11 protein-coding genes are annotated in these 20,033 nt (G+C 62.0%); 7 read left to right on the top strand and 4 right to left on the bottom strand.

The window, feature by feature from the left end; genetic code table 11:
- The first annotated feature begins 220 nt into the window (after positions 1 to 220).
- The 6 genes from CPI83_RS26970 to CPI83_RS26945 all read left to right on the top strand — a co-directional run bounded on the left by CPI83_RS26970 (position 221) and on the right by CPI83_RS26945 (position 14,659).
- Positions 221 to 6,340: a type I polyketide synthase gene (locus CPI83_RS26970; RefSeq protein WP_097387985.1), complete on the top strand. Its 6,120-nt coding sequence runs from the start codon at positions 221 to 223 to the stop codon at positions 6,338 to 6,340.
- Positions 6,337 to 7,923 (top strand): hypothetical protein, encoded by a 1,587-nt coding sequence (locus CPI83_RS26965; RefSeq protein ID WP_097387984.1) that lies wholly within the window; start codon positions 6,337 to 6,339, stop codon positions 7,921 to 7,923. The genes CPI83_RS26970 and CPI83_RS26965 overlap by 4 nt, the downstream gene beginning before the upstream one ends.
- Before the next feature lie 88 nt (positions 7,924 to 8,011).
- A complete protein-coding gene (locus tag CPI83_RS26960) occupies positions 8,012 to 9,874 on the top strand; it encodes a multicopper oxidase domain-containing protein (protein ID WP_097387983.1) in 1,863 nt (620 codons plus the stop codon).
- A gap of 222 nt (positions 9,875 to 10,096) precedes the next feature.
- Positions 10,097 to 11,311 (top strand): acetyl-CoA C-acetyltransferase, encoded by a 1,215-nt coding sequence (locus tag CPI83_RS26955; RefSeq protein WP_003943886.1) that lies wholly within the window; start codon positions 10,097 to 10,099, stop codon positions 11,309 to 11,311.
- A 45-nt stretch (positions 11,312 to 11,356) separates the two neighbouring features.
- The gene (locus tag CPI83_RS26950) at positions 11,357 to 13,498 is read left to right on the top strand and encodes a 3-hydroxyacyl-CoA dehydrogenase NAD-binding domain-containing protein (RefSeq protein ID WP_003943799.1); all 2,142 of its coding nucleotides are present in this window, start codon (positions 11,357 to 11,359) and stop codon (positions 13,496 to 13,498) included.
- A 108-nt stretch (positions 13,499 to 13,606) separates the two neighbouring features.
- Entirely contained in the window at positions 13,607 to 14,659 is a 1,053-nt protein-coding gene (locus CPI83_RS26945) for a hypothetical protein (protein ID WP_232816814.1), read from the top strand.
- A gap of 23 nt (positions 14,660 to 14,682) precedes the next feature.
- Here the strand turns inward: CPI83_RS26945 and CPI83_RS26940 are convergent, their stop codons facing one another.
- Complete coding sequence (locus CPI83_RS26940; protein ID WP_003943932.1) at positions 14,683 to 15,984, bottom strand: class I SAM-dependent methyltransferase; 1,302 nt, start codon at positions 15,982 to 15,984, stop codon at positions 14,683 to 14,685.
- Positions 15,981 to 17,384 (bottom strand): FAD-binding oxidoreductase, encoded by a 1,404-nt coding sequence (locus CPI83_RS26935; RefSeq protein WP_019746543.1) that lies wholly within the window; start codon positions 17,382 to 17,384, stop codon positions 15,981 to 15,983. The genes CPI83_RS26940 and CPI83_RS26935 overlap by 4 nt, the downstream gene beginning before the upstream one ends.
- 338 nt (positions 17,385 to 17,722) lie before the next feature.
- On the opposite strand from CPI83_RS26935, the gene CPI83_RS26925 reads away from it, so the two are divergent.
- Complete coding sequence (locus CPI83_RS26925; protein WP_019746544.1) at positions 17,723 to 18,157, top strand: SRPBCC family protein; 435 nt, start codon at positions 17,723 to 17,725, stop codon at positions 18,155 to 18,157.
- A 54-nt stretch (positions 18,158 to 18,211) separates the two neighbouring features.
- On the opposite strand, the gene CPI83_RS26920 is transcribed toward CPI83_RS26925, so the two are convergent.
- A complete protein-coding gene (locus CPI83_RS26920; protein ID WP_097387982.1) occupies positions 18,212 to 19,723 on the bottom strand; it encodes an alpha/beta hydrolase in 1,512 nt (503 codons plus the stop codon).
- Complete coding sequence (locus CPI83_RS26915) at positions 19,723 to 20,019, bottom strand: hypothetical protein (protein ID WP_097387981.1); 297 nt, start codon at positions 20,017 to 20,019, stop codon at positions 19,723 to 19,725. The genes CPI83_RS26920 and CPI83_RS26915 overlap by 1 nt, the downstream gene beginning before the upstream one ends.
- Positions 20,020 to 20,033: the final 14 nt, after the last annotated feature.

Below are 20,033 nucleotides of genomic sequence, written 5' to 3'. Positions count from 1 at the left end.
CAAACCACTGCTTGACCGGCGACGAAGCAAATAAGTAACTCCGAGTTACAGCTAACTATCGATTGCTGTCAAATTGCTGACACATGTTCACGGAGCTGAACGACCTTTGTTATTTGTTTATGCCTTGAGGTGAATCTGCGTTTTACACACGGCTGAACGCGTGGTTAGTCTTCGGTCGATTGAGTCTCCCGTGGATGCGCGCGAAAATAGGAAGTGTAAGATGACTGAAGATTCAACTAATCCCGCGATCGCGATAGTCGGGATGAGCATGTGGTCTCCCGGTGCCCATGATCTGCAAGGATTTTGGGAGAACGTCCTCGCGCGACGGATGCAATTCCGAAAGTTTCCCGAGTCGCGGATGTCGCTCGACGACTACTGGAGCGCGAGCCCTGACGACGTCGACAAGACATACGCCGACCGCGGCGCGTTCATGGACGGTTTCGAATTCGACTGGGTCGGTCGCCGGATACCGGAGCGAACCTTCAAGTCGACAGATCTCACACACTGGTTGGCGCTGGAAACAGCACTCGGGGCTTTGGCGGACGCGGGCTACAGCCGAGGATCGGTGCCAACTGGACGCAGCGCCGCAATCGTCGGCAACTCCCTCACCGGTGAAGAATCCCGGATGTGGTCGATGCGTTTGCGTTGGCCTTACGTCAAGCGCGCACTCGCTGTGGCAGCCGAAGCGCGCCAGTTGGACAGTTCCGTCGCCGATGCTCTCGCCGAGACGATGGAAGAGGTCTACAAAGGCCCGTTGGTGGAGCCGAGTGAAGACACTCTGGCCGGCATGTTGTCGAATACGATCGCCGGCCGTATCTGCAATTACCTCGACTTCAACGGCGGCGGGTACGTCGTGGACGGTGCGTGCGCGTCCGGAATGCTCGCGGTGGCGACTGCAGCCGAAAAGCTGGCGTCCGGCGCGGCCGACTTCGTATTGGCAGGTGGAGTCGACGTCAGCCTGGATCCTTTGGAACTGGTGGGATTCGCCCGTTTGGGTGCACTGACACGCGGCGACATGAACGTGTACGACGCAAGCCGAAGCGGATTCATCCCGGGTGAAGGTTGCGGATTCGTGGCCTTGAAACGACTCGAGGACGCCAGGGCGGACGGCGACTACGTGTACGCGACGATTCGCGGCTGGGGCATCTCTACCGATGGCAAGGGTGGAATTACCAAGCCCCGCGCCGAAACTCAGGCCGAAATGATCCGTCGCGCATACTCGGGAGCGGGATTCGCGGCCAGCGAGGTTGCCTTTGTCGAAGGACACGGAACTGGTACTCCCGTCGGGGACCCTGTCGAATTGGCCGGCGTCCAGCAGGCCGCGCAGACGGACGGACCAGTCGAGGCTCGTAGCATCGGCATGACCTCACTGAAGTCGCTGATCGGGCACACGAAGGCGGCGTCGGGCATCCTTGCGCTGATCAAGGCGACCATGGCCGTCAATCAACGAATCCTTCCGCCGCTCGCCGGTTGCACCGACCCGAACCCGGCGTTCGGAACCGAAGCACCGGCACTCTTTCCGCTTGTCAACGGCGAGATCAGAGATCCGTCGGAGAAGATGCGTGCCGGTGCGCAAGCCATGGGTTTCGGCGGTATCAACTGCCACGTCGCGATCGAATCGGCTGATGCACCGTCCAGCAAGCTGACACCCTCGCAAGACGTCCGCACGATGATGGCGTCGTATCAGGACACCGAGGTATTCGTACTCTCTGCAGATTCCGCGGTGGACTTGGCGACCCGAGCGCGGGATGTTGCAGATCTGGCGGTTCCGTTGAGTGTTGCGGAGCTGCTGGACTTTTCGGCGAAACTCTCGCGAGTGATCTCGCCGACCGCGCCCTTCCGTGCCGCAGTGGTGGCCGGACGTCCCGCGCAGTTGGCCGAACGCATGCGTCAGCTTGCCGTGATCTGCGAGAACTCCGCTCCAGCTTCCGGCCAGGTCAAGGTGGTGAGCAACGAGATCTCGATCTCTAACAGCGTCCGCCACGACATCGGATTCCTGTTCCCTGGACAGGGATCCCAACAACTCGAGATGGCTCGCGTGCTGATCGAGCGCTTCGAGTGGGCGCGCGAACTGGCGACCAAGGCGGACGGCTGGTTGGAGGGAGTTGGAGCGGAGGCGATCACGCCGCGGATTCTGCGGAACCCGGTCAAGAGCGCTGACGCTGCGGAATTGGCGAAGTGGAAGCGGGACCTCGCCCAGACACAGTTCACCCAGCCCGCCGTCGCCTTGGCGTCGCTGCTCTGGTTCGAGTACCTCCGCCGATTGGGTGTCACACCCAGTGCTGTCGCCGGCCACAGTCTCGGGGAGTTGACTGCGCTCTACGCGGCCGGAGCTTACGACCAGAAGACGCTGATCACCTTGGCTGCGGCGAAGGGCGCGGCCATGGCTGTCAGTGGTGGTGGAAACGGCGCAATGGCGAGCCTGACCTGCGACCGATCGACGGCTGAGGCGATCATCGCGGAGGCAAAGGGTTACGCGACCGTCGCGAATCTGAATACGCCCACGCAGAGTGTGGTTTCGGGTACCAAAGACGCGGTCGACGATGTGGTTGCCATCGCGAAGACGCGCGGAGTGTCGGCTCAGGCGCTTGCCGTGTCGAATGCTTTCCACTCCGAGATGATGAACGAGGCCGAACGGGAGCTGAAGTCCACTGCGCCCGTTGAGGAGCAAGTCGATTCGTTGACTTGCCCCGTGTATTCCTGTGTCGAAGGGGAACGCGTACAGACGCCACTGGCACTTCGCGAATTGGTCACCAAACAGGTTGTCTCACCGGTTGACTGGGTCAAGACGGTAAGTGGGATCTCGCAGGAAGTGGACCTGCTCGTCGAGGTCGGACCCGGCCGTGTGCTGACCGGGCTCACCAAGGCGATCAATGGGACCGACGGCGTGCGCTGCTTCCCCGTTGCGTCCAAGTCCGGACGCGACGAGGACTTCAACGTCGCACTGGCCGCGATGTACGTACACGGCGCTCAGGTCCGCTGGAACGAGCTTTTCGACGGCCGGTTCGTGCGCGAATTCGTTCCTGCCGATCAGAAGGTATTCATCGAGAACCTGGCCGAGGCGAAGCTGACGGTTACCTCTGCTCCCGAACCGCTCGCACTTGGTACGTCCGGCGGGGATCCGGCTGCGGCGCTGGCCGATTACCTGAGCCGACGCGGGACCTTCCTCGTCGACGTCATTCGCGCGGATGTAGGCAGTGGAGCGACTTCTCCGTCTTCTCCATCTGTTCCATCTGCTCCGACTTCGCGGGCAGTCACCAACGGCCACGAATCTGTAGCAGCGAAAGCTCCTTCGCCGGTTTCGGCTCCGGTAGTCGAAGAGCCGGCTGTCGCGGGCGCTGGGTCCGTGGAAAGTGAGCTGATCAGGATCCTCGCCGATACGACGGGATTCCCCGCCGAGTCGATCACGACGGATCTGCGTCTGCTCGATGATCTGAATCTCGACTCGATCAGTGCGGCAGAGGCTATTTCGAAGGTTGCACATCAGTTCGAGGTTGTCGACCTCGACCCTGCCGAGTTGGCCAACGCCACCATCGGAGAAGCAGCATCGCTGATCCTTGCGGCATCACCGCATCCCGGTTCTGCCGTTCCAGCAGCGAGTTCGGCGCAGTCGGACGTGTCGCGAATACTGCTCGAGGTAATCGCGGAGGACACCGGATTTCCGGTGGAGTCTCTCGACGTCGATCTCCACCTTCTGGACGACCTGAACATGGACTCGATCAAGGCCGCCGATGCAATCGCGACGGTGGCAACACGATTGGGTGTTCAGGGTGACCTGGATCCGGCCGAACTCGTCAACGTCAGCCTGGGTGAACTGATCGAAGTGCTCGATCGGTCCGCGAAGGAGAAGTCGGGGCAGCAGCAGCCGGCTGCGCGAGCGCTGCCGGCGAAGGCAAAGGGTATATCAGCCGACAGCTTCACCTGGGTTCGCGATTACACCCTGGAAAAGGTTCGGAGCGAGACAGCGTTGCACGGAGTCCGAGACCTCACGGACACGACGTTTGTCGTCATCGGTGACGACGCTGGTTTGGTCGGAAGGTTGGAATCCGAACTTCGAGGTCGTGGCGCTCAGGTCGACATTCGCACATTCTCCGACAGCACTACTGCGAATGCACACCACGTGGTTGCCGTAATGCCGCGCGTGACCGATGATTCCGTCACCGAAAGCGGCTTGCGCCGTGGGATCGAACACATGTACAAGATAGTTCCGGCGCAGCAAAGTGGAGGCGCGCGAACCACATTGGCAGTGGTTCAGTTCACCGATGTCGAGTTGAGCAATCCAGCGCCGGTGCCGAGTGTGGCGGCTTTCACCGCTTCGGTGCATCACGAGCGTCCCGAACTGGATGTGCGCGTCATAGGATTCGACGGCTCGACTGCGGACGCGGAGGTGGCAGCCACTGTCGTCTCCGAGTTGGATTCGGTTGCACCCTATGTGTTCGCGACTTACGACGCCGAGATGGGACGCACGGCACTGCAACCGCGGGTTCTCGCCTCCAACGACTACACCGTCCGCGAAAGCGGATTGGGAAGTTCGGATGTCGTGGTCGTGACCGGTGGCGCGAAAGGCATCATGGCCCAATGTGCTCTGGCCCTCGGTCGAAAGACCGGCGCCGAACTGGTGCTGATCGGAAGCTCTCAGCGACAAGCGGGCGACGAAATCGCCTCCACTCTTGCGGACTTCACGTCTGCCGGTTTGAGCGCTCACTACTATCGCTGCAACGTCACGGATGCCGCGGCGGTGGCCGGCGTCGTCGCCCAGATCGAGGTCGAGGTGGGGCCGATCACCGGGTTTGTCCACGGTGCGGGGGCAAATGTTCCGCGGCGGTTCGAGAGAGTCGACAGCGCTGCGGCTTTCAAGGAGGTTGCACCTAAGGTCCTGGGCGCAGCCAACTTCGTCGAAGCGCTCGCTGATCGTGACTTGAAGCTGTTCGTGGGCTTCTCTTCCATCATCGGATTCACGGGTATGCCCGGAAACAGTTGGTATGCATACGGAAACGAGCTTCTCGACGAAATGGTGGTGCGGTATGCCGCCAGGCACCCGAAGACTCGGACGTTCTCACTCGCGTACAGCGTGTGGGGAGAGACCGGAATGGGCGCCCGCATGGGCAGTGTCAACCACCTCGCGAAGATGGGTGTCATGCCGATTTCGACGGCTGCGGGAGTGGATCATTTCCTTCGCCTGGTCGACAGCGGACCCGAGGCGAGTCGTATCGTCGTGACCAGTCGACTCGACGGTCTCGACACCTGGGCGCCTGCAGCACCGGCTCTGCCGGCGGTGTCGCGCTACATCGACCAAGTGGTGACATTCGAGCCTCAGGTAGAACTGGTGACCCGGACGACGTTGTCCACGTCGGCGGATCCCTTTGTCCTCGATCATGTCTGGAAGGGATCGGCGCTGCTTCCGACGGTGTTCGGGCTCGAGGCGATGTCGCAGGCGGCGGCGTATGTCACGGGACGCGTGACCCTGGGTCGCGTCCGCATCGACGACATCAAACTGGATCGACCGATCGTCGTCGACACGGTCGAGGGCACCAGAGTCGAGATCAAGGCAAGCGTCGTGGAGCAGGATCGTGATGCCGCAGGAACGCGGGTGCATGTCACGATCGGCACCGAACGGACCGGGTACGGGCGGCCCCATTTCTCGGCCGACTTCATCTTCGGGCTGGACGAATCACTGCCGGAGTTCGAGAAGGAGTTGCCGCGACCTGTGCTCGACATCGATCCGTTGGACGACCTCTACTCGTGGTTGCTGTTCCAGGAGGGCGATTTCCGCCGACTCGAAGAGATCTCGAGCCTCGATTCCGAGCACATTCTCTTCAGTGCTATTTCGCGAGCCGACCGTAAGCAGCATCTCCTCGGTGATCCGTATTTCCTCGATTCCCTGCTCCAATCGGGCCAGATCATGGTTCCGCGGGAGATCTGCCTTCCGGTCAACATTGCGCGAATCGACATGTACGACGGACGATTCGAGGCTCGTTCGTTCACCGCGTACGCCTACGACAAGGTGCAGACAGAGACCCACATGCAAGCCGACGTGGCGGTGGTGAAGGACGGACGAGTGGTGATGCAGCTCGAGGGATATCGCTCCCAGATTCTCTCCCACGACGAAAGCCGTCCTACGGCTGAGGAAATCGCGGATCCGACTGCGCGCGACGCACAGATCATTCTCGACAAGCTCGCGCAACACAGCCGGGCGTTGGGAGTGAAGAGCCCGCGGGTTGTGGTCGCGCACACCCCGGGGATTCACGAGTTGACCAAGTCGGAACGCCACGAGCAGGAGAAACCGATCGCCGAGGCGGCCGTGAACATTCATCTCGATGAGGATGTGGTGATCAAATGAGTAATGCCTTTGCCATCGAATGGCAGGAAACCGGAAAGCCCGTCGTTGTCGGTGATATTCCGCCCTCTGTGGATGTCTCGCTCTCGCACGACGGCAGCAAGTCACTCAGTTCGGCCGGCGACTGGCCTCAGGGGTGTGACATCGAACCGATTCGCTCCCGAACCGTCGTGCAGTGGAAGGCGCTTCTGGGTTCGGCGCGGATTCCGCTGCTCGACGAGTTGATCGCAGGCGGCGAATCACTCGATCGTGCGGGAACCAGGCTGTGGGCGGCGGCCGAGGCGATCCGAAAGGCCACGGGGCAGATGTCGGTTTCTCTGGCGATGGGCGCCAGGGAGGAAGACGCAGTGACCTTCCGCGGCGGCGCAGAGGGAAGCGTGGTGGTTCTGACCTTTCCGGCTCTGTTGACGGACAACGAGGAGCGGATTCTCGCTTTCGTGACCGATGAGGCGGATGCCGAAGAGCGTGTTTCGGACGAGGCGGATGCCGAAGAGTCGGCGCAGGACCCGGCACCACAGTTCGACACCGGCCCGTTGTCGGCGAAGTCTCTCGCGCAGTTCGATCCGATGGCCTACGGCTCCGACGTGCATGTGGTGGCCCGGAGCGGCTATCCGGCGGTGTCGATCCGGTTCCCCGTCGGGTTCCGGGACGCGTGCAACGTCGGTGGATCAGTGGGGTTCGCGAGCTTCGCGCTGTGGTTGGGCGCTTTGCGAGAGAGGGGAACCGGACCGATCTCGAAGCAGATCGTGGAGGACATGGCGACGGGTCGTTGGGGCATGGTGACCAACAACTCCGAGGTGTTCATCGATGCGAACCTGTACACCGACGACATTGTCGAGGGGACGATCTGGATCACCGAGCTCACCGGTCCGGATCGGGCAACCACCAATCTGCATGTCGAATGGTGCCGGGTCGACGGCGAGACGCGCACTCACATCGGGTGGAGTGCGATGCAGACGACGTGGGTGGAAATCCTCTCCCACGGTGTGGTGGCGGCACGGCCGATGCCGCAGTACTTCCACGATTTCATCGAGCCGATGACGATTCCGACGGGGACGAAGAACATCGCTGTTCCCACCGAACCGAAGAACGTCGATCGTGGTTCCGTGATCCGCTCGGCTCCGATGGTGCCGCGCAATCCGTACCTGCTCGAATCCGAGGTGTTCTCGACGACGTTGCAGGACGGAAACGTCGTGGGCAACATCTACTTCGGCAACTATTACATCTGGCAGTCGAGGGTTCGGGACAAGTTCCTGGTCCGTTCTCAGCGTGAGGCCATGGCGGCCAGAGGCGCTCTCGGGGAACTTCGTTGTGTGCACACCAGGGTTGAGCATCTGCGCGAGGTCATGCCGTTCGACGACGTCCTGGTCACGATGTCCTTGGCTGCCCTCTACGAGAGGGGGATCGACCTCGAGTTCGAGTACTTCAAGGTCAATCAGGACGGATCACGGGAGAAGCTCGCGATCGCTCGGCACAGAACTGTCTGGACGATGCCGGGCGCTCCGGGAGAACTGGAAATCTCTCCGCCGTCGAAACTTCCGCAGTCACTGATCGATTCGGTGCTGGAGGCGATCGACGGAAAGTAGACGGGGGATTTTCCGAGATCGAAGTGGAGAGACGGGTTGCGTTTTCCTTGCCGGAGAACGCAACCCGTTTCGATGGGGAGGGGTATGTATGGGTATCGGGGTTTCGAGAAGGTCGGTTCTGAAGGGGGCGGCAGTCGGCACGGTGGCGGTTGCATTGGGTACAAAGGCAAGTGCTGTTCCAACCGGGAGCGCGGACATCGAGTCGCCGTTGATTTTTCATTCGCCGGAGTTCGAGCCGTTTTGTGACGAACTACCCTCGTTGTCGACGCTTTCCGGAAACGAGATCACGCTGACAGCGCAAGTGGGGCAACATGCCTTTCATCGGGACTTTCCATCGTCCCCGGCACTGTCGTACCGCAGCGGAGAGATCGGTGGCGGCTATCTGGGCCCGACCGTCGAGGCGCATTCCGGCGAGCCGATCATGTTGACGTTCGAGAACGATCTGACCGGACATCCGTTGGCAGCGGACATGGATATGACGCTGCACGGAATGCAGGCCGACTTTCGTGCGAAACCGCCGACGTCGTTGCACTTGCACGGTGGAGTCACTTCACCTGAGAGCGACGGCCACCCGGAACTGCTGGTGATGCCGGGACAGGCTGCGATGCATCACTTTTCGCACGGTCAGGAAGCCGCCCACCTCTGGTATCACGATCACGCGATGGGCATCACCCGGCTCAACGTCTACGCCGGTCTGATCGGCAACTATCTGATCAGGGATGAATTCGACACCGGCAAACTGGGAAATCCGTTGGGGTTGCCGGCCGAGGAATTCGAGATCCCGTTGATCCTGCAGGAGAAGATCTTCACGCCGACAGGCGCCCAGAACGGCCGATCCACCATCTTGATCCCGGAAGGATCGTGGGAAGGCGGCGCGGTGGGCGACGTCGGCTTGGTCAACGGCAAGGTGTGGCCGGAACTGTCTGTGGCTCGGGGCCTTTACCGCTTCCGCATCGTCAATGCGTCGTCGGCAAGTGTGTGGAATCTTCACTTCTCGAACATGATGACGTTCTGGGTCATCGGCAACGACGCCGGAATGCTCGACGCACCCGTCGCGGTCAATGCCTTCCGCTGCGCACCGGGGGAGCGGTACGACCTCCTCGTCGATTTCACCGGACTGTCGGAGGGTTCGACGGTGGAGCTCCGCAACGACGAGGCGCCCCCGCTGCCCGCTGCTGTCATCGGTGAAGTGACTATGCCGCTGTTCTGCCGGTTCCGCGGCGACTCCAGGCGCGGATTCACCGGTGGTGTTCCGTCGCAACTGCGCGGTGGGCGCCGACAACGTGACGTTCTCGCCCCGTTGGAGCAGCCGACGGTAATTCGCACGGTGACAGTGAGCCAGCAACTGGAACTGCGGAATCCACCGGCTCAGATGACGCTGAACAACCTGACGTTCAGCACCACGGACGTCGAGAGGCCGCGGCAAGGCACCGTCGAGCAGTGGAACATCGTCAACACCACGCCGGACCCGCATCCGATACACCTGCACCTGGTGAATTTCCGGATTCTCGGCAGGACACCGATGCGGACGCTGGAGTACTTGATCCGCCATCCGCAGCCGGTGATCGGCAACAAGTGGACTCCGTCGCCCGACGGGTTCGAGGCGGGGCCGATGATCGCGCCGGCGCCGTGGGAAGCGGGGATGAAGGACACCGTCAGGGTGGACGGCGGCACTGTCACCCGGATCATCGTGCGATTCCCCACCGAGGATGAGCTGGGTTTCGATCCCGACGCGATGTTCGATCGTCTTCCGAGCGCTGTGATGACGAGCGCTGTGATGACGGGCGGTGGGATGACGGGCGGTGATCAGGCGCATCAGGGAAACGGGCATCACGGCATGAGCAACCACGACGCGAGTAACACCGGTCGGCTCCAGGGATACGTGTGGCATTGCCATCTACTCGATCACGAAGATCACGACATGATGTTGCCGTATCGCATCGTGCCGTGAGTGCTTCCGGGGGCGCTCTCGAAATGAACCGAAGCGGGCAGGCGTTCGCGCGTCGGATCACCTCGGTCACCTAGCAGGATCGCTTCGGTCCTTCCCATGAATTTGGAACACGTTCTACAGTGAAAGGGCTGAGGTCTGTACCTCGGCCATGCGCCACCACCGAAGGCGGCGCGGACGATCTGCAGACCGGTTCGACGAATTACACGGAAGGAACACCTCACAGTGACCACAGAGGCATTCATTTATGAAGCCATCCGTACCCCGCGAGGCCGCGGCAAGAAGACCGGGTCGTTGCACTCGGTCAAGCCGATCTCGCTGGTCACGGGTCTGATCCAGGAACTGCGCGTGCGCTTTCCCGACCTCGACGAGGATCGGATCTCCGACCTCATCCTGGGCGTCGTCACCCCCGTTGGCGATCAGGGAATGGACATCGCCCGCGTTGCAGTCAACGATGCGGGACTGCCGGACACCGTCGGCGGCGTTCAGCTCAACCGTTTCTGCGCTTCCGGCCTCGAAGCCGTCAACATGGCAGCTCAGAAGGTTCGGTCCGGCTGGGACGAACTGGTGATCGCCGGTGGCGTCGAGTCGATGTCCCGCGTTCCGATGGGATCCGACGGTGGACCGTGGGCGCTCGACCCCGCCACCAACTACGACAACTACTTCGTGCCGCAGGGCGTCGGCGCAGACCTCATCGCCACCATCGAGGGCTTCTCGCGTGACGACGTCGATGCATACGCCGTGCGCTCGCAGGACCTCGCCGCCAAGGCGTGGACCGGCGGATACTTCGCCAAGTCGGTAGTGCCGGTCAAGGACATCAACGGCATCACCATCCTCGACAACGACGAGCACATGCGTCCGGGCACCACGGCCGAGAACCTTGCCGGCCTGGCTTCCGCGTTCGGTGTGATCGGTGAAATCGGCGGATTCGACGCCGTATCGCTGCAGAAGTACCACTGGGTCGAGAAGATCAACCACGTTCACCACGGCGGCAACAGCTCGGGAATCGTCGACGGCGCTGCCCTCGTGCTCGTCGGTAGCGAGCAGGCCGGCAAGGACATGGGTCTGACGCCGCGCGCTCGCGTCGTCGCCACCGCCACCAGCGGCGCCGACTCCACCATCATGCTCACCGGCCCGACGCCGGCGTCGAAGAAGGTTCTGGCAGCTGCCGGCCTGACGGTCGACGACATCGACCTCTTCGAGATCAACGAGGCATTCGCTTCCGTCGTCCTGAAGTTCCAGAAGGACCTGAACATCCCGGACGAGAAGCTCAACGTCAACGGTGGCGCGATCGCCATGGGTCACCCGCTCGGTGCAACCGGCGCGATGATCACCGGAACGATGGTCGACGAGCTCGAGCGTCGTGGCGGCAAGCGCGCCCTCATCACCCTGTGCATCGGCGGCGGTATGGGCGTTGCCACCATCATCGAGCGCGTCTGACGCGGCGTCCGTCCTTCCAACGAGGCTTACCAGGAGTCAAGCAAAGTGACTGATCAGAACATCATCAACTGGGACCAGGACGCCGACGGCATCGTCGTGCTCACCATCAACGATCCCAACCAGGGCGCAAACACCATGAACGACGCGTACATCGCGTCGATGAAGGCCACCGTCGACCGTCTGGTCGCCGAGAAGGACTCCATCACCGGTGCCGTCATCACCTCAGGCAAGAAGACCTTCTTCGCCGGTGGCGACCTCAAGAACATGATCAAGGTCGGCCCCGAGCAGGCCGAGGAGATCTACAACCACAGCGTCGAGATCAAGGCAGACCTGCGTCGCCTCGAAACTCTCGGCAAGCCGGTAGTCGCCGCCATCAACGGCGCGGCGCTCGGCGGCGGCCTCGAGATCGCTCTCGCGACCCACCACCGCATCGCGGCAGACGTCAAGGGCGTCAAGATCGGCCTGCCCGAGGTCACCCTCGGCCTGCTGCCCGGCGGCGGCGGCGTCGTGCGCACCGTGCGGATGCTCGGTCTGCAGAACGCGCTCATGGGCGTCCTGCTCCAGGGGCAGCAGCGTGGACCCGTTCAGGCCAAGGAAGTCGGCCTCATCGACGAGGTCGTCGGCTCGGTAGAAGAACTGGTTCCGGCTGCGAAGGCATGGATCAAGGCCAACCCCGAAGGCGGCGTTCAGCCGTGGGATGTCAAGGGCTACAAGATCCCTGGCGGAACCCCGTCCACCCCGGCATTCGCTGCCAACCTCCCGGCGTTCCCCGCGAACCTGCGTAAGCAGCTCAAGGGCGCTCCGATGCCGGCTCCGCGCGCCATCATGGCCGCAGCCGTCGAAGGCTCGCAGGTCGACATCGACAACGCGCTCCTCATCGAGGCTCGCTACTTCACCTCGCTGGTGACCGGCCGCGTCGCGAAGAACATGATTCAGGCGTTCTTCTTCGACCTGCAGTCGATCAACGGCGGCGGTTCACGTCCGGCAGGCATCGAGAAGTCCACCATCAAGAAGGTCGGCGTCCTCGGCGCGGGCATGATGGGCGCGGGCATCGCGTACGTCTCCGCGAAGGCCGGCTTCGACGTCGTCCTCAAGGACGTCAGCATCGAGGCTGCCAACAAGGGGAAGGCGTACGCCGAAGGCATTGAGGCCAAGGCGCTCTCGCGCGGCAAGACCACGCAGGAGAAGTCCGACGCACTCCTCGCCAAGATCACCCCGACGGCTGACCCGGCAGATTTCGCCGGCGTCGACTTCGTCATCGAAGCGGTCTTCGAGAGTCAGGAACTCAAGCACAAGGTGTTCCAGGAGATCGAGGACATCGTCGATCCCAAGGCGCTGCTGGGCTCGAACACTTCGACGCTGCCCATCACGGGTCTCGCCACCGGCGTGAAGCGTCAGGAAGACTTCATCGGCATCCACTTCTTCTCGCCCGTCGACAAGATGCCGCTGGTGGAGATCATCCGCGGTGAGAAGACTTCCGACGAGACTCTGGCTCGCGTGTTCGACTACGTCCAGGCGATCCGCAAGACGCCGATCGTGGTCAACGACTCGCGTGGCTTCTTCACCTCGCGTGTCATCGGAACCTTCATCAACGAGGCCATCGGCATGCTCGCCGAGGGCGTCGAGCCTGCCACCATCGAGCAGGCCGGTATGCAGGCCGGTTACCCGGCTGCGCCGCTTCAGCTTTCGGATGAGCTCAACCTCACCCTCATGCAGAAGATCCGCAAGGAATCTGCCGACGCCGCCAAGGCCGAGGGCAAGGAACTGCCGGCAGATCCGGCCGGCGAGGTCATCAACACCCTCGTCGAGAAGTTCGATCGTAAGGGCAAGCTCGGTGGAGCCGGCTTCTACGATTACGCCGAGGGCAAGCGCACCGGCCTGTGGTCCGGACTCCGCGAGAACTTCAACTCCGGAACCTCCGACGCCCCGATCCAGGACCTCATCGACCGCATGCTGTTCATCGAGGCGATCGAGACGCAGAAGTGCTTCGACGAGAACGTCCTGATCACCACGGCGGACGCCAACATCGGCTCCATCATGGGCATCGGATTCCCGGCCTGGACCGGTGGCGTTCACCAGTTCATCGTCGGATACGAGGGCGGCACGGCCGGCTTCGTTGCTCGCGCAAAGGAACTCGCTGCGCAGTACGGCCCGCGGTTCACCCCGCCGGCTTCGCTAGGGGCATAGCCCCCGTGCGCGGTTAGGGAGTCTCAACACTTCCTAACCGCGCACAGCTTTATCCACAGATTGGTTTTCTCGGCGAAATCCTTCTGTATGTATTTGCAGGCTCGTCGTATGCCTTCACATACAGAAATCGATGCATTGCAGACCGTCGTCGATGCTCAGCACGGACTGGTCACTCACACTCAACTTCACACCATCGGATTTCCTCGCTCTCGCGTGAAACAACGAGTTGAGGTCGGACGCTGGCAAACTGTTCTTCGCGGCGTCTACTCCGTCACCACGGGCCCATTGACCAGGTATGCCGTACTCGAGGCCGCGCTCTTGTACGGTGGCGGGTCTTCGATGCTCAGCCATCACACCGCCGCTGAGGAATGGTCGATGCGTCGGCCGGATGGCACTGCACCCGTACATATCACCGTTCCGTACGGGAAGTCTGCGATCTCTCAGGCCGCCACTTTCGTTCGTGGCCTCGGCGCCGACCGACATCCATCACCCCTGATCGGCACTGTCCTCCATCCCGGCGTTGTGGTCCACCGTTCGAGGGCTCATCGTCACATTGGCGTCGACGCGCAGATGCCGCGCACCGGCAAGGCTGATACAGCACTCGATCTGGCCGTCGCAGAACCGACTCCGCGTGAGGCCTATGTCAGCCTCATCACCACAGTCACCAACGGCCGCATCCGATTGACGGACGTCCGCCGACGCATGGAGGAGCGCTCACCCCGTAGATACCGGAAGGCCCTCGAAAGTGCGGTGAAGCTTTTGGCCGACGGGGTGCAATCGACTCTCGAATATCACTATGCGGTGGATGTGGAGCAAGCACACGGGTTGCCCGCGGCCAGACGCCAATCACCGGTTCGCGTCGACGGGCGCACGCTGTACGAGGATTGTGATTACAGCGAAGTGGGTGTGCCGTTGATCGTGCGTCTCGACGGTCGGTGGGCGCATTCCATGGCCGAAGTGGCATTCCGTGATCGCCGTCGTGACAACGCGGCAGAGCTGGCAGGTCGTCCGCGGTTGGTCTACGGATTCGACGAGGTGATGAAGACCCCGTGCCAGGTTGCGCACGAGGTGGAGACGGTCTTGCGGCGGGGAGGTTGGGGGAGAAGAGGGGAGAACCCCTGCGGGGCCTGTGAGTGGTTAAGGAGTACAGAGACTCCTTAACCACTCACAGGGAGCGGAGCTCCCTAGGCCTTCCACCACGGGCGAAGCGGCACATGCGCCTCACCCTTGGGGCCGAGCTTGACGGCCAGAACCTGGTGCAGCTGAACGACATTGCGCTCGAACCCGAGTCGTGAGCCGGCCATGTACAGGCCCCAGACGCGTGCGGTTCCCTCGCCGACCTCGGCGACGCAGGCGTCCCAGTTGTCGACGAGGTTCTGGCACCATCCGGCGAGCGTCAGTGCGTAGTGCTCGCGCAGGTTCTCCTCGTGGCGCACCTCGAGACCGACGTTCTGGATCTCGGAGATGATGCGACCCGAACCGGTGAGCTCCCCGTCGGGGAAGACGTACCGGTCGATGAATCCGCCTGCCTTGGCACTGCTTCGGTTGTCCGGACGGGTGATGCAGTGGTTGAGGAGACGCCCACCCTCACGCAGCTTGCCCTTGAGGAACTCGAAGTACGCCGGGTAGTTTCCGACGCCGATGTGCTCGGTCAGGCCGATGGAGGACACTGCGTCGAATCCCGTCTCGGCCACGTCGCGGTAGTCGGAGAAACGGACCTGGGCGAGATCGGCGAGGCCCTCGTCCTCGATGGCCTTCTGTGCCCAATCCGCTTGCTCGCGTGAGAGAGTCACGCCGATCACCTTGACACCGCGTCGGGCCGCGTAGCGAACCATCGAGCCCCAGCCGCAACCGATGTCGAGAAGTCGATCACCCTTCTGGAGTCCGAGCTTCTCGAACACCAGGCGGTACTTGTTCTCCTGGGCTTCTTCGAGCGTCTGTTCCGCATTGTCGTAGGCGGCACAGGTGTACGTCATGGACGGGCCGAGGACGTACTCGTAGAAGGTGTTGGAGACGTCGTAATGGTGATGGATGACTTCGGCGTCACGAGTCTTGGAGTGACGCAGTCCTTCTGCGACGCGACGCCAGCGAGGAAGGTGTTCCTGGGGCGGCGGGGCGATGGGCCGCAACAGATCCCAGCCCAGTGAGCGGGTGATGCTGGCGAGTGTCAGTGCCGACGGGCGCTTGAGGTGGAGTTCGTCACCCATGATGCGCAGGATCTCGTACGGATCACCGGGGTGAACACCCTCGGCTTCGAGATCGCCGGAGACGTACGCACGGGCCATGCCGAGATCGCCGGGCGCCGTTGCGAGATAAGTGGTTCCGCGAGTCGACTTGAGGTGCAGTCCGTAGTCGGCATCTTCGGGGCCGGCGGTGCTGCCGTCGTACGCGGTGAATCGAAGCGGCAGCATGCCGTCGGAAAGCGTCTCGAGAATCTCGGCAATAGAGAGCTTGTCCTGGCTTTTGGAGTCTTTGAACGTGGTCATTTACGTTGCACCGCCTTAGAGAATAGATCCAATAAACGGGATTTCGGGTCGTAGCGTTCCTTGAGTCCGATGTACCGGTCGCCGCCGTAGTACAGCTCCTCGAAGTCTTCCTTCGAGTAGTAGGAGTCGGAGTAGAGCGATTTGTGTCCGTCGAAATCGCTGACCTTTTCTTCGATCAGTCGATTTGCTGCCCCCTCGCGCTCACCGGGAACGATCGGCACCGAAGACCAGAAGCCGATGTTGACGTAGGTGCGCTTGGGTTCGAGGGGGTAGAGGGGCCACGGCCGAGAAGCTGAGGCAGCGGCCGGGCTGGGCTCACGAAGACGCAACGGGCACAACCACAGTGGTTCGATCGGAATTTCCTCGAGGAACCACGAGACGAAGTCCGCGGTTCGTTCGATGGGTACCTCGACGTCCTGGACGACGCGTTCGCGCGGGGGCTTGCCCTTGCGCTTTTCGAGGCGATCTCCGATGTCGTACTTGTGGTCGAGGGCGATCAGCTTCCAGTAGAAGCTGCTGCGCAGGTACTGCTTGGGCCAGAAGCGTCGAATCTTCGGGTTCTGTGCACCGAAAGCCCGTGAGCACCAGAACCAGTCGGTGTCCCAGCGCCACAGGTAGTCCCGAATGGTCAAGCGATCCGTCTTGGGCTGTGTGAGTGACGGATGCTGGATCGACCGGTAGAAGATGTCCTGGTCGGTGTAATCGCTGACCGGGCCTTCCTCGTCGGTTTGTACGCCGAGTGTGAGGTAGCTCTCGGAATCGGTGAAGACCACCCCGTCGAGATAGTCGACGGCGATCCCGTCGTACTCGCGCTCGGTGACGATGCGATCCATCGTTTCTTCGAGCTTCTTCAACGAATCGAAGCGCACGTGACGCAGGGCGACGTACTTTTTGACGGGTTCGAGTGCGATCTTCAATCGCGTCGAATAGCCAAGTGTGCCGTAGGAATTGGGGAAACCGAAGAACAGTTCGGCGTGTTCGCCGTCCGGCGTTGCGGTGATGATCTCGCCGCTGCCGGTCAGTACGTCGATTTCGAGCACCGACTCGTGTGGCAGGCCGTTGCGGAACGAGGTGGACTCGATGCCCAGGCCCGTCACCGCACCGCCCAGGGTGATGGTCTTGAGTTGAGGTACGACCAGTGGCGCCAGACCGTAGGGCAGCGTCGCGTCGACGAGGTCTTCGTAGGTGCACATGCCGGCGACGTCGGCTGTGTGCGCCTGCGCATCGACGGCGATGACACCTGCCAGACCGCTGACGTCGAGGCCGGGGGCCGACGTCTTGGCGCGAGCGCGGAACAGATTGGATGTCTTCTTTGCCAGGCGTACAGAAGCATCGGCGGGAATGGCGCGGTATGACGCGAGTAGGCGTTCGACGCCTTCTCTGTGCTGCTCGAACCCCATTTCACGCGCAGCATCGGAACCCGGGCCTTGCTTTGTCCGGATTCGATCTAACTTCTGAACTACCCCATTGAACGAGAGAGTCACACCCTGACGCTATCGGTAGTTGCGTGTGCAAGCTATCCGGAGGGGTATTAATGCCCGAATTTGATCGAGTTGTTGCAATCGAACTCGGTAAATGCTCCGAGTGGTGAACCAGCTCACACGGAATGGGTAGATGGTCGAGATACCCGGGCGCAGCAGGCAGTATGGAAAGGAATATCTGCGCAGTTCGAGGTGCGGATTCGGGTAGTCATTCGCGGTATCGAGCCGCGTTGGTCGAGCAAGGAGACGTAGGGCATATGGGTCAGGTCAATGCAATGAGTTCGATAGTCGTCACAGCAGCACCCGACAAGGTGCTCGCGGCGCTCGCGGACTACGAGACGGTTCGCCCGCGGATCCTGTCCGAGCAGTACCTCGACTACAAGGTCGTCGAAGGCGGCCAGGGTGACGGCACCGTCGCGCAGTGGACGCTGAAGGCGACGGAAAAGCGCTCGCGCAACGTCAAGGCCACCGTTACGGTCGACGGCAACGTCATCACCGAGAAGGACGCGAACTCCAGCCTCGTCACCACCTGGACCGTTGCCCCCAACGGCACCGGAACGACGGTGACGACGCTCACCCAGTGGCAGGGTGCCACCGGTATCGGCGGATTCTTCGAGCGCACGTTCGCCCCGAAGGGTCTGCAGCGCATCCAGGCCCAGGTCCTGGACAACCTCAAGCGCGAACTCGTCTAACTGATCCTGCATCACCGAGATGGCGTCGTACCTTCACCGGTACGGCGCCTTCTTTCATGGGCCGGTAATGATCCGCCCCAATTCGGTGAGTGCGGGGTTTCCGCTTTCCCAGTAGTCGCTGTGAACTCCGAACCCAGGCTGCCCGGGTGATCCGGCGAATATCTGCGCGCCGAATTCCGGATCCGACGGGTCGAACCCGTGGACTCCGAGGATCTTGGGGATCAATTGGACCGGATCCCAGAAGGCCGTCGTCGAATGAACATGGCGCGCCACCTCGTCCGAGTCGACGCCGTCCAGGCTCAGTTCGTTCACGCGCTCGGCATCGACGCCCGGGCTTGCGACAAAAACCAGTTCGTCGACGTCGAGAGAAGCGCCACGGGTAGTCGCAGCACCGACGACGGTGCTGCCGTAGGAATGACCGATCACCACGTTGTGCGACGGCTGACCGTCATGCGAGGTTCGTAACCCGTCCTGGAAGCTGTCCAGCCTCGGTGCCGCGGAGTTGGCGTGCTGATCCGAGGCTGCATCGGGAATGCCTGGGGGAGCGTCGTATCCGGACCACAGGATCACTGATGTGGCTTCCGTTGGCGCCGCCCTCACCGCCGAGTCGTACATGGCCTTGGTTCGTTGCAGATCTCCGCCGACGCCCGACAGCCCGGAGCCGGTTCCGGGAACCAGTGTTGCGACGTTGTCGGCGGCATCGGGATTACCGACTGCCACTACGGCGTGCCCATCCGTGACCGAGAGAAGGAACGTGTCCGGTCGCAGTTCGCCGCGCACGGCCGTGTATCCGGCAGCTACCGTTCGATCCGGCAACTGCTCGAGCGCAGAGAGGTACCGCCGGTTGTAGTAGTCCCGGTCTAGAGCGGGAAGGCCGTCGCGGCTACCGATGGACGGATCCCACCTCGCCAACGCGTCTTTCTCGTTGGGAGTGAGCGATTCCCACAGTCGGTGTAGCTCCGTTGGTGTCCCGGGGAGTGTCGACCTCCCATCGATGATGTCGACGACAGTGCGGTTGAGGCGATCAGTCTGATTGCCAAGGAGTGATCCGATCTCCCGGAATGCCTCACCCAGAGCAGTCGCGGCCCGGTTTTCTTCATCGTCGAGTGCCGTCAATGCAGTGGAGATCCTCTGCTGAAAAATCTCTGCAGCCGTGGCGTTTTCGGAATCTTGCATGACGTCGGCCAGATTCCACGGCTGCTTCGTCTCAGGCGCCGATACAGCTCCACTGTCTGACACCGTCAAGCCGTGTTCGAGAGTCGCCTCCTCGACCAGGTCCAGAACTGATTTTCGCGCTGCACCGATCGTATTGGCTGCTCTGCCATATAGATCCGCAACTATGCGAACAGCAATCGACAGCCGCGACGAGGAAAGCGAGATGCCAGACCACTGCACTGCCGCCGCGCTCGACGCTTGTCCCTGCCAGAATTCGCGGACGCCGTCGATGCTGCGTCCGGCGTCATTGCCGAGAGCTTCGATCTGCCGGTCGATGTCGATCAGTTCCGAAGCGCTCGTGCGCAATTTCTCCGGTGACCACGTTCGAAGCTGAGAGATGGTGGACTGCATCAGTAGGTTCCGCGCAGTTCGGACACCACTTCGCCCTCGGCAGCGTCGTACAGACGTGCTGCGGCAGCGGTTCCCGACGCCATGAGTCCCAATTGCGTAGCCAGGTACCGGTACGCGTCGGCGATGACTCCGGCATTCCCAGTCGACACAGCCGCGACAGCGGACGAGGTCAGGGCCGCCGCGGCTTCGAAAATCGGGCCGGCGGAATCGATCCCCGAGATCTGATCCGCAATTCGAGACAGATCAGCTGAAAGTTGCTGCAGAGCAGCGAAATCTACCTGAAGTATCGGCCCCATGGCAGAACCGTATC

Source organism: Rhodococcus sp. H-CA8f (assembly GCF_002501585.1).
Classification (GTDB): domain Bacteria; phylum Actinomycetota; class Actinomycetes; order Mycobacteriales; family Mycobacteriaceae; genus Rhodococcus_F; species Rhodococcus_F erythropolis.
This window is presented reverse-complemented; position numbering and strand designations above follow the sequence as displayed.

Excerpts from the sequence above, each read along its gene's own strand:
- CPI83_RS26940 (WP_003943932.1), bottom strand. The coding sequence starts at position 15,984 with ATGACCACGTTCAAAGACTCCAAAAGCCAGGACAAGCTCTCTATTGCC.
- CPI83_RS26925 (WP_019746544.1), top strand. The coding sequence starts at position 17,723 with ATGGGTCAGGTCAATGCAATGAGTTCGATAGTCGTCACAGCAGCACCC.
- CPI83_RS26965 (WP_097387984.1), top strand. The coding sequence starts at position 6,337 with ATGAGTAATGCCTTTGCCATCGAATGGCAGGAAACCGGAAAGCCCGTC.
- CPI83_RS26945 (WP_232816814.1), top strand. The coding sequence starts at position 13,607 with ATGCCTTCACATACAGAAATCGATGCATTGCAGACCGTCGTCGATGCT.
- CPI83_RS26960 (WP_097387983.1), top strand. The coding sequence starts at position 8,012 with ATGGGTATCGGGGTTTCGAGAAGGTCGGTTCTGAAGGGGGCGGCAGTC.
- CPI83_RS26935 (WP_019746543.1), bottom strand. The coding sequence starts at position 17,384 with ATGGGGTTCGAGCAGCACAGAGAAGGCGTCGAACGCCTACTCGCGTCA.
- CPI83_RS26970 (WP_097387985.1), top strand. The coding sequence starts at position 221 with ATGACTGAAGATTCAACTAATCCCGCGATCGCGATAGTCGGGATGAGC.
- CPI83_RS26920 (WP_097387982.1), bottom strand. The coding sequence starts at position 19,723 with ATGCAGTCCACCATCTCTCAGCTTCGAACGTGGTCACCGGAGAAATTG.
- CPI83_RS26915 (WP_097387981.1), bottom strand. The coding sequence starts at position 20,019 with ATGGGGCCGATACTTCAGGTAGATTTCGCTGCTCTGCAGCAACTTTCA.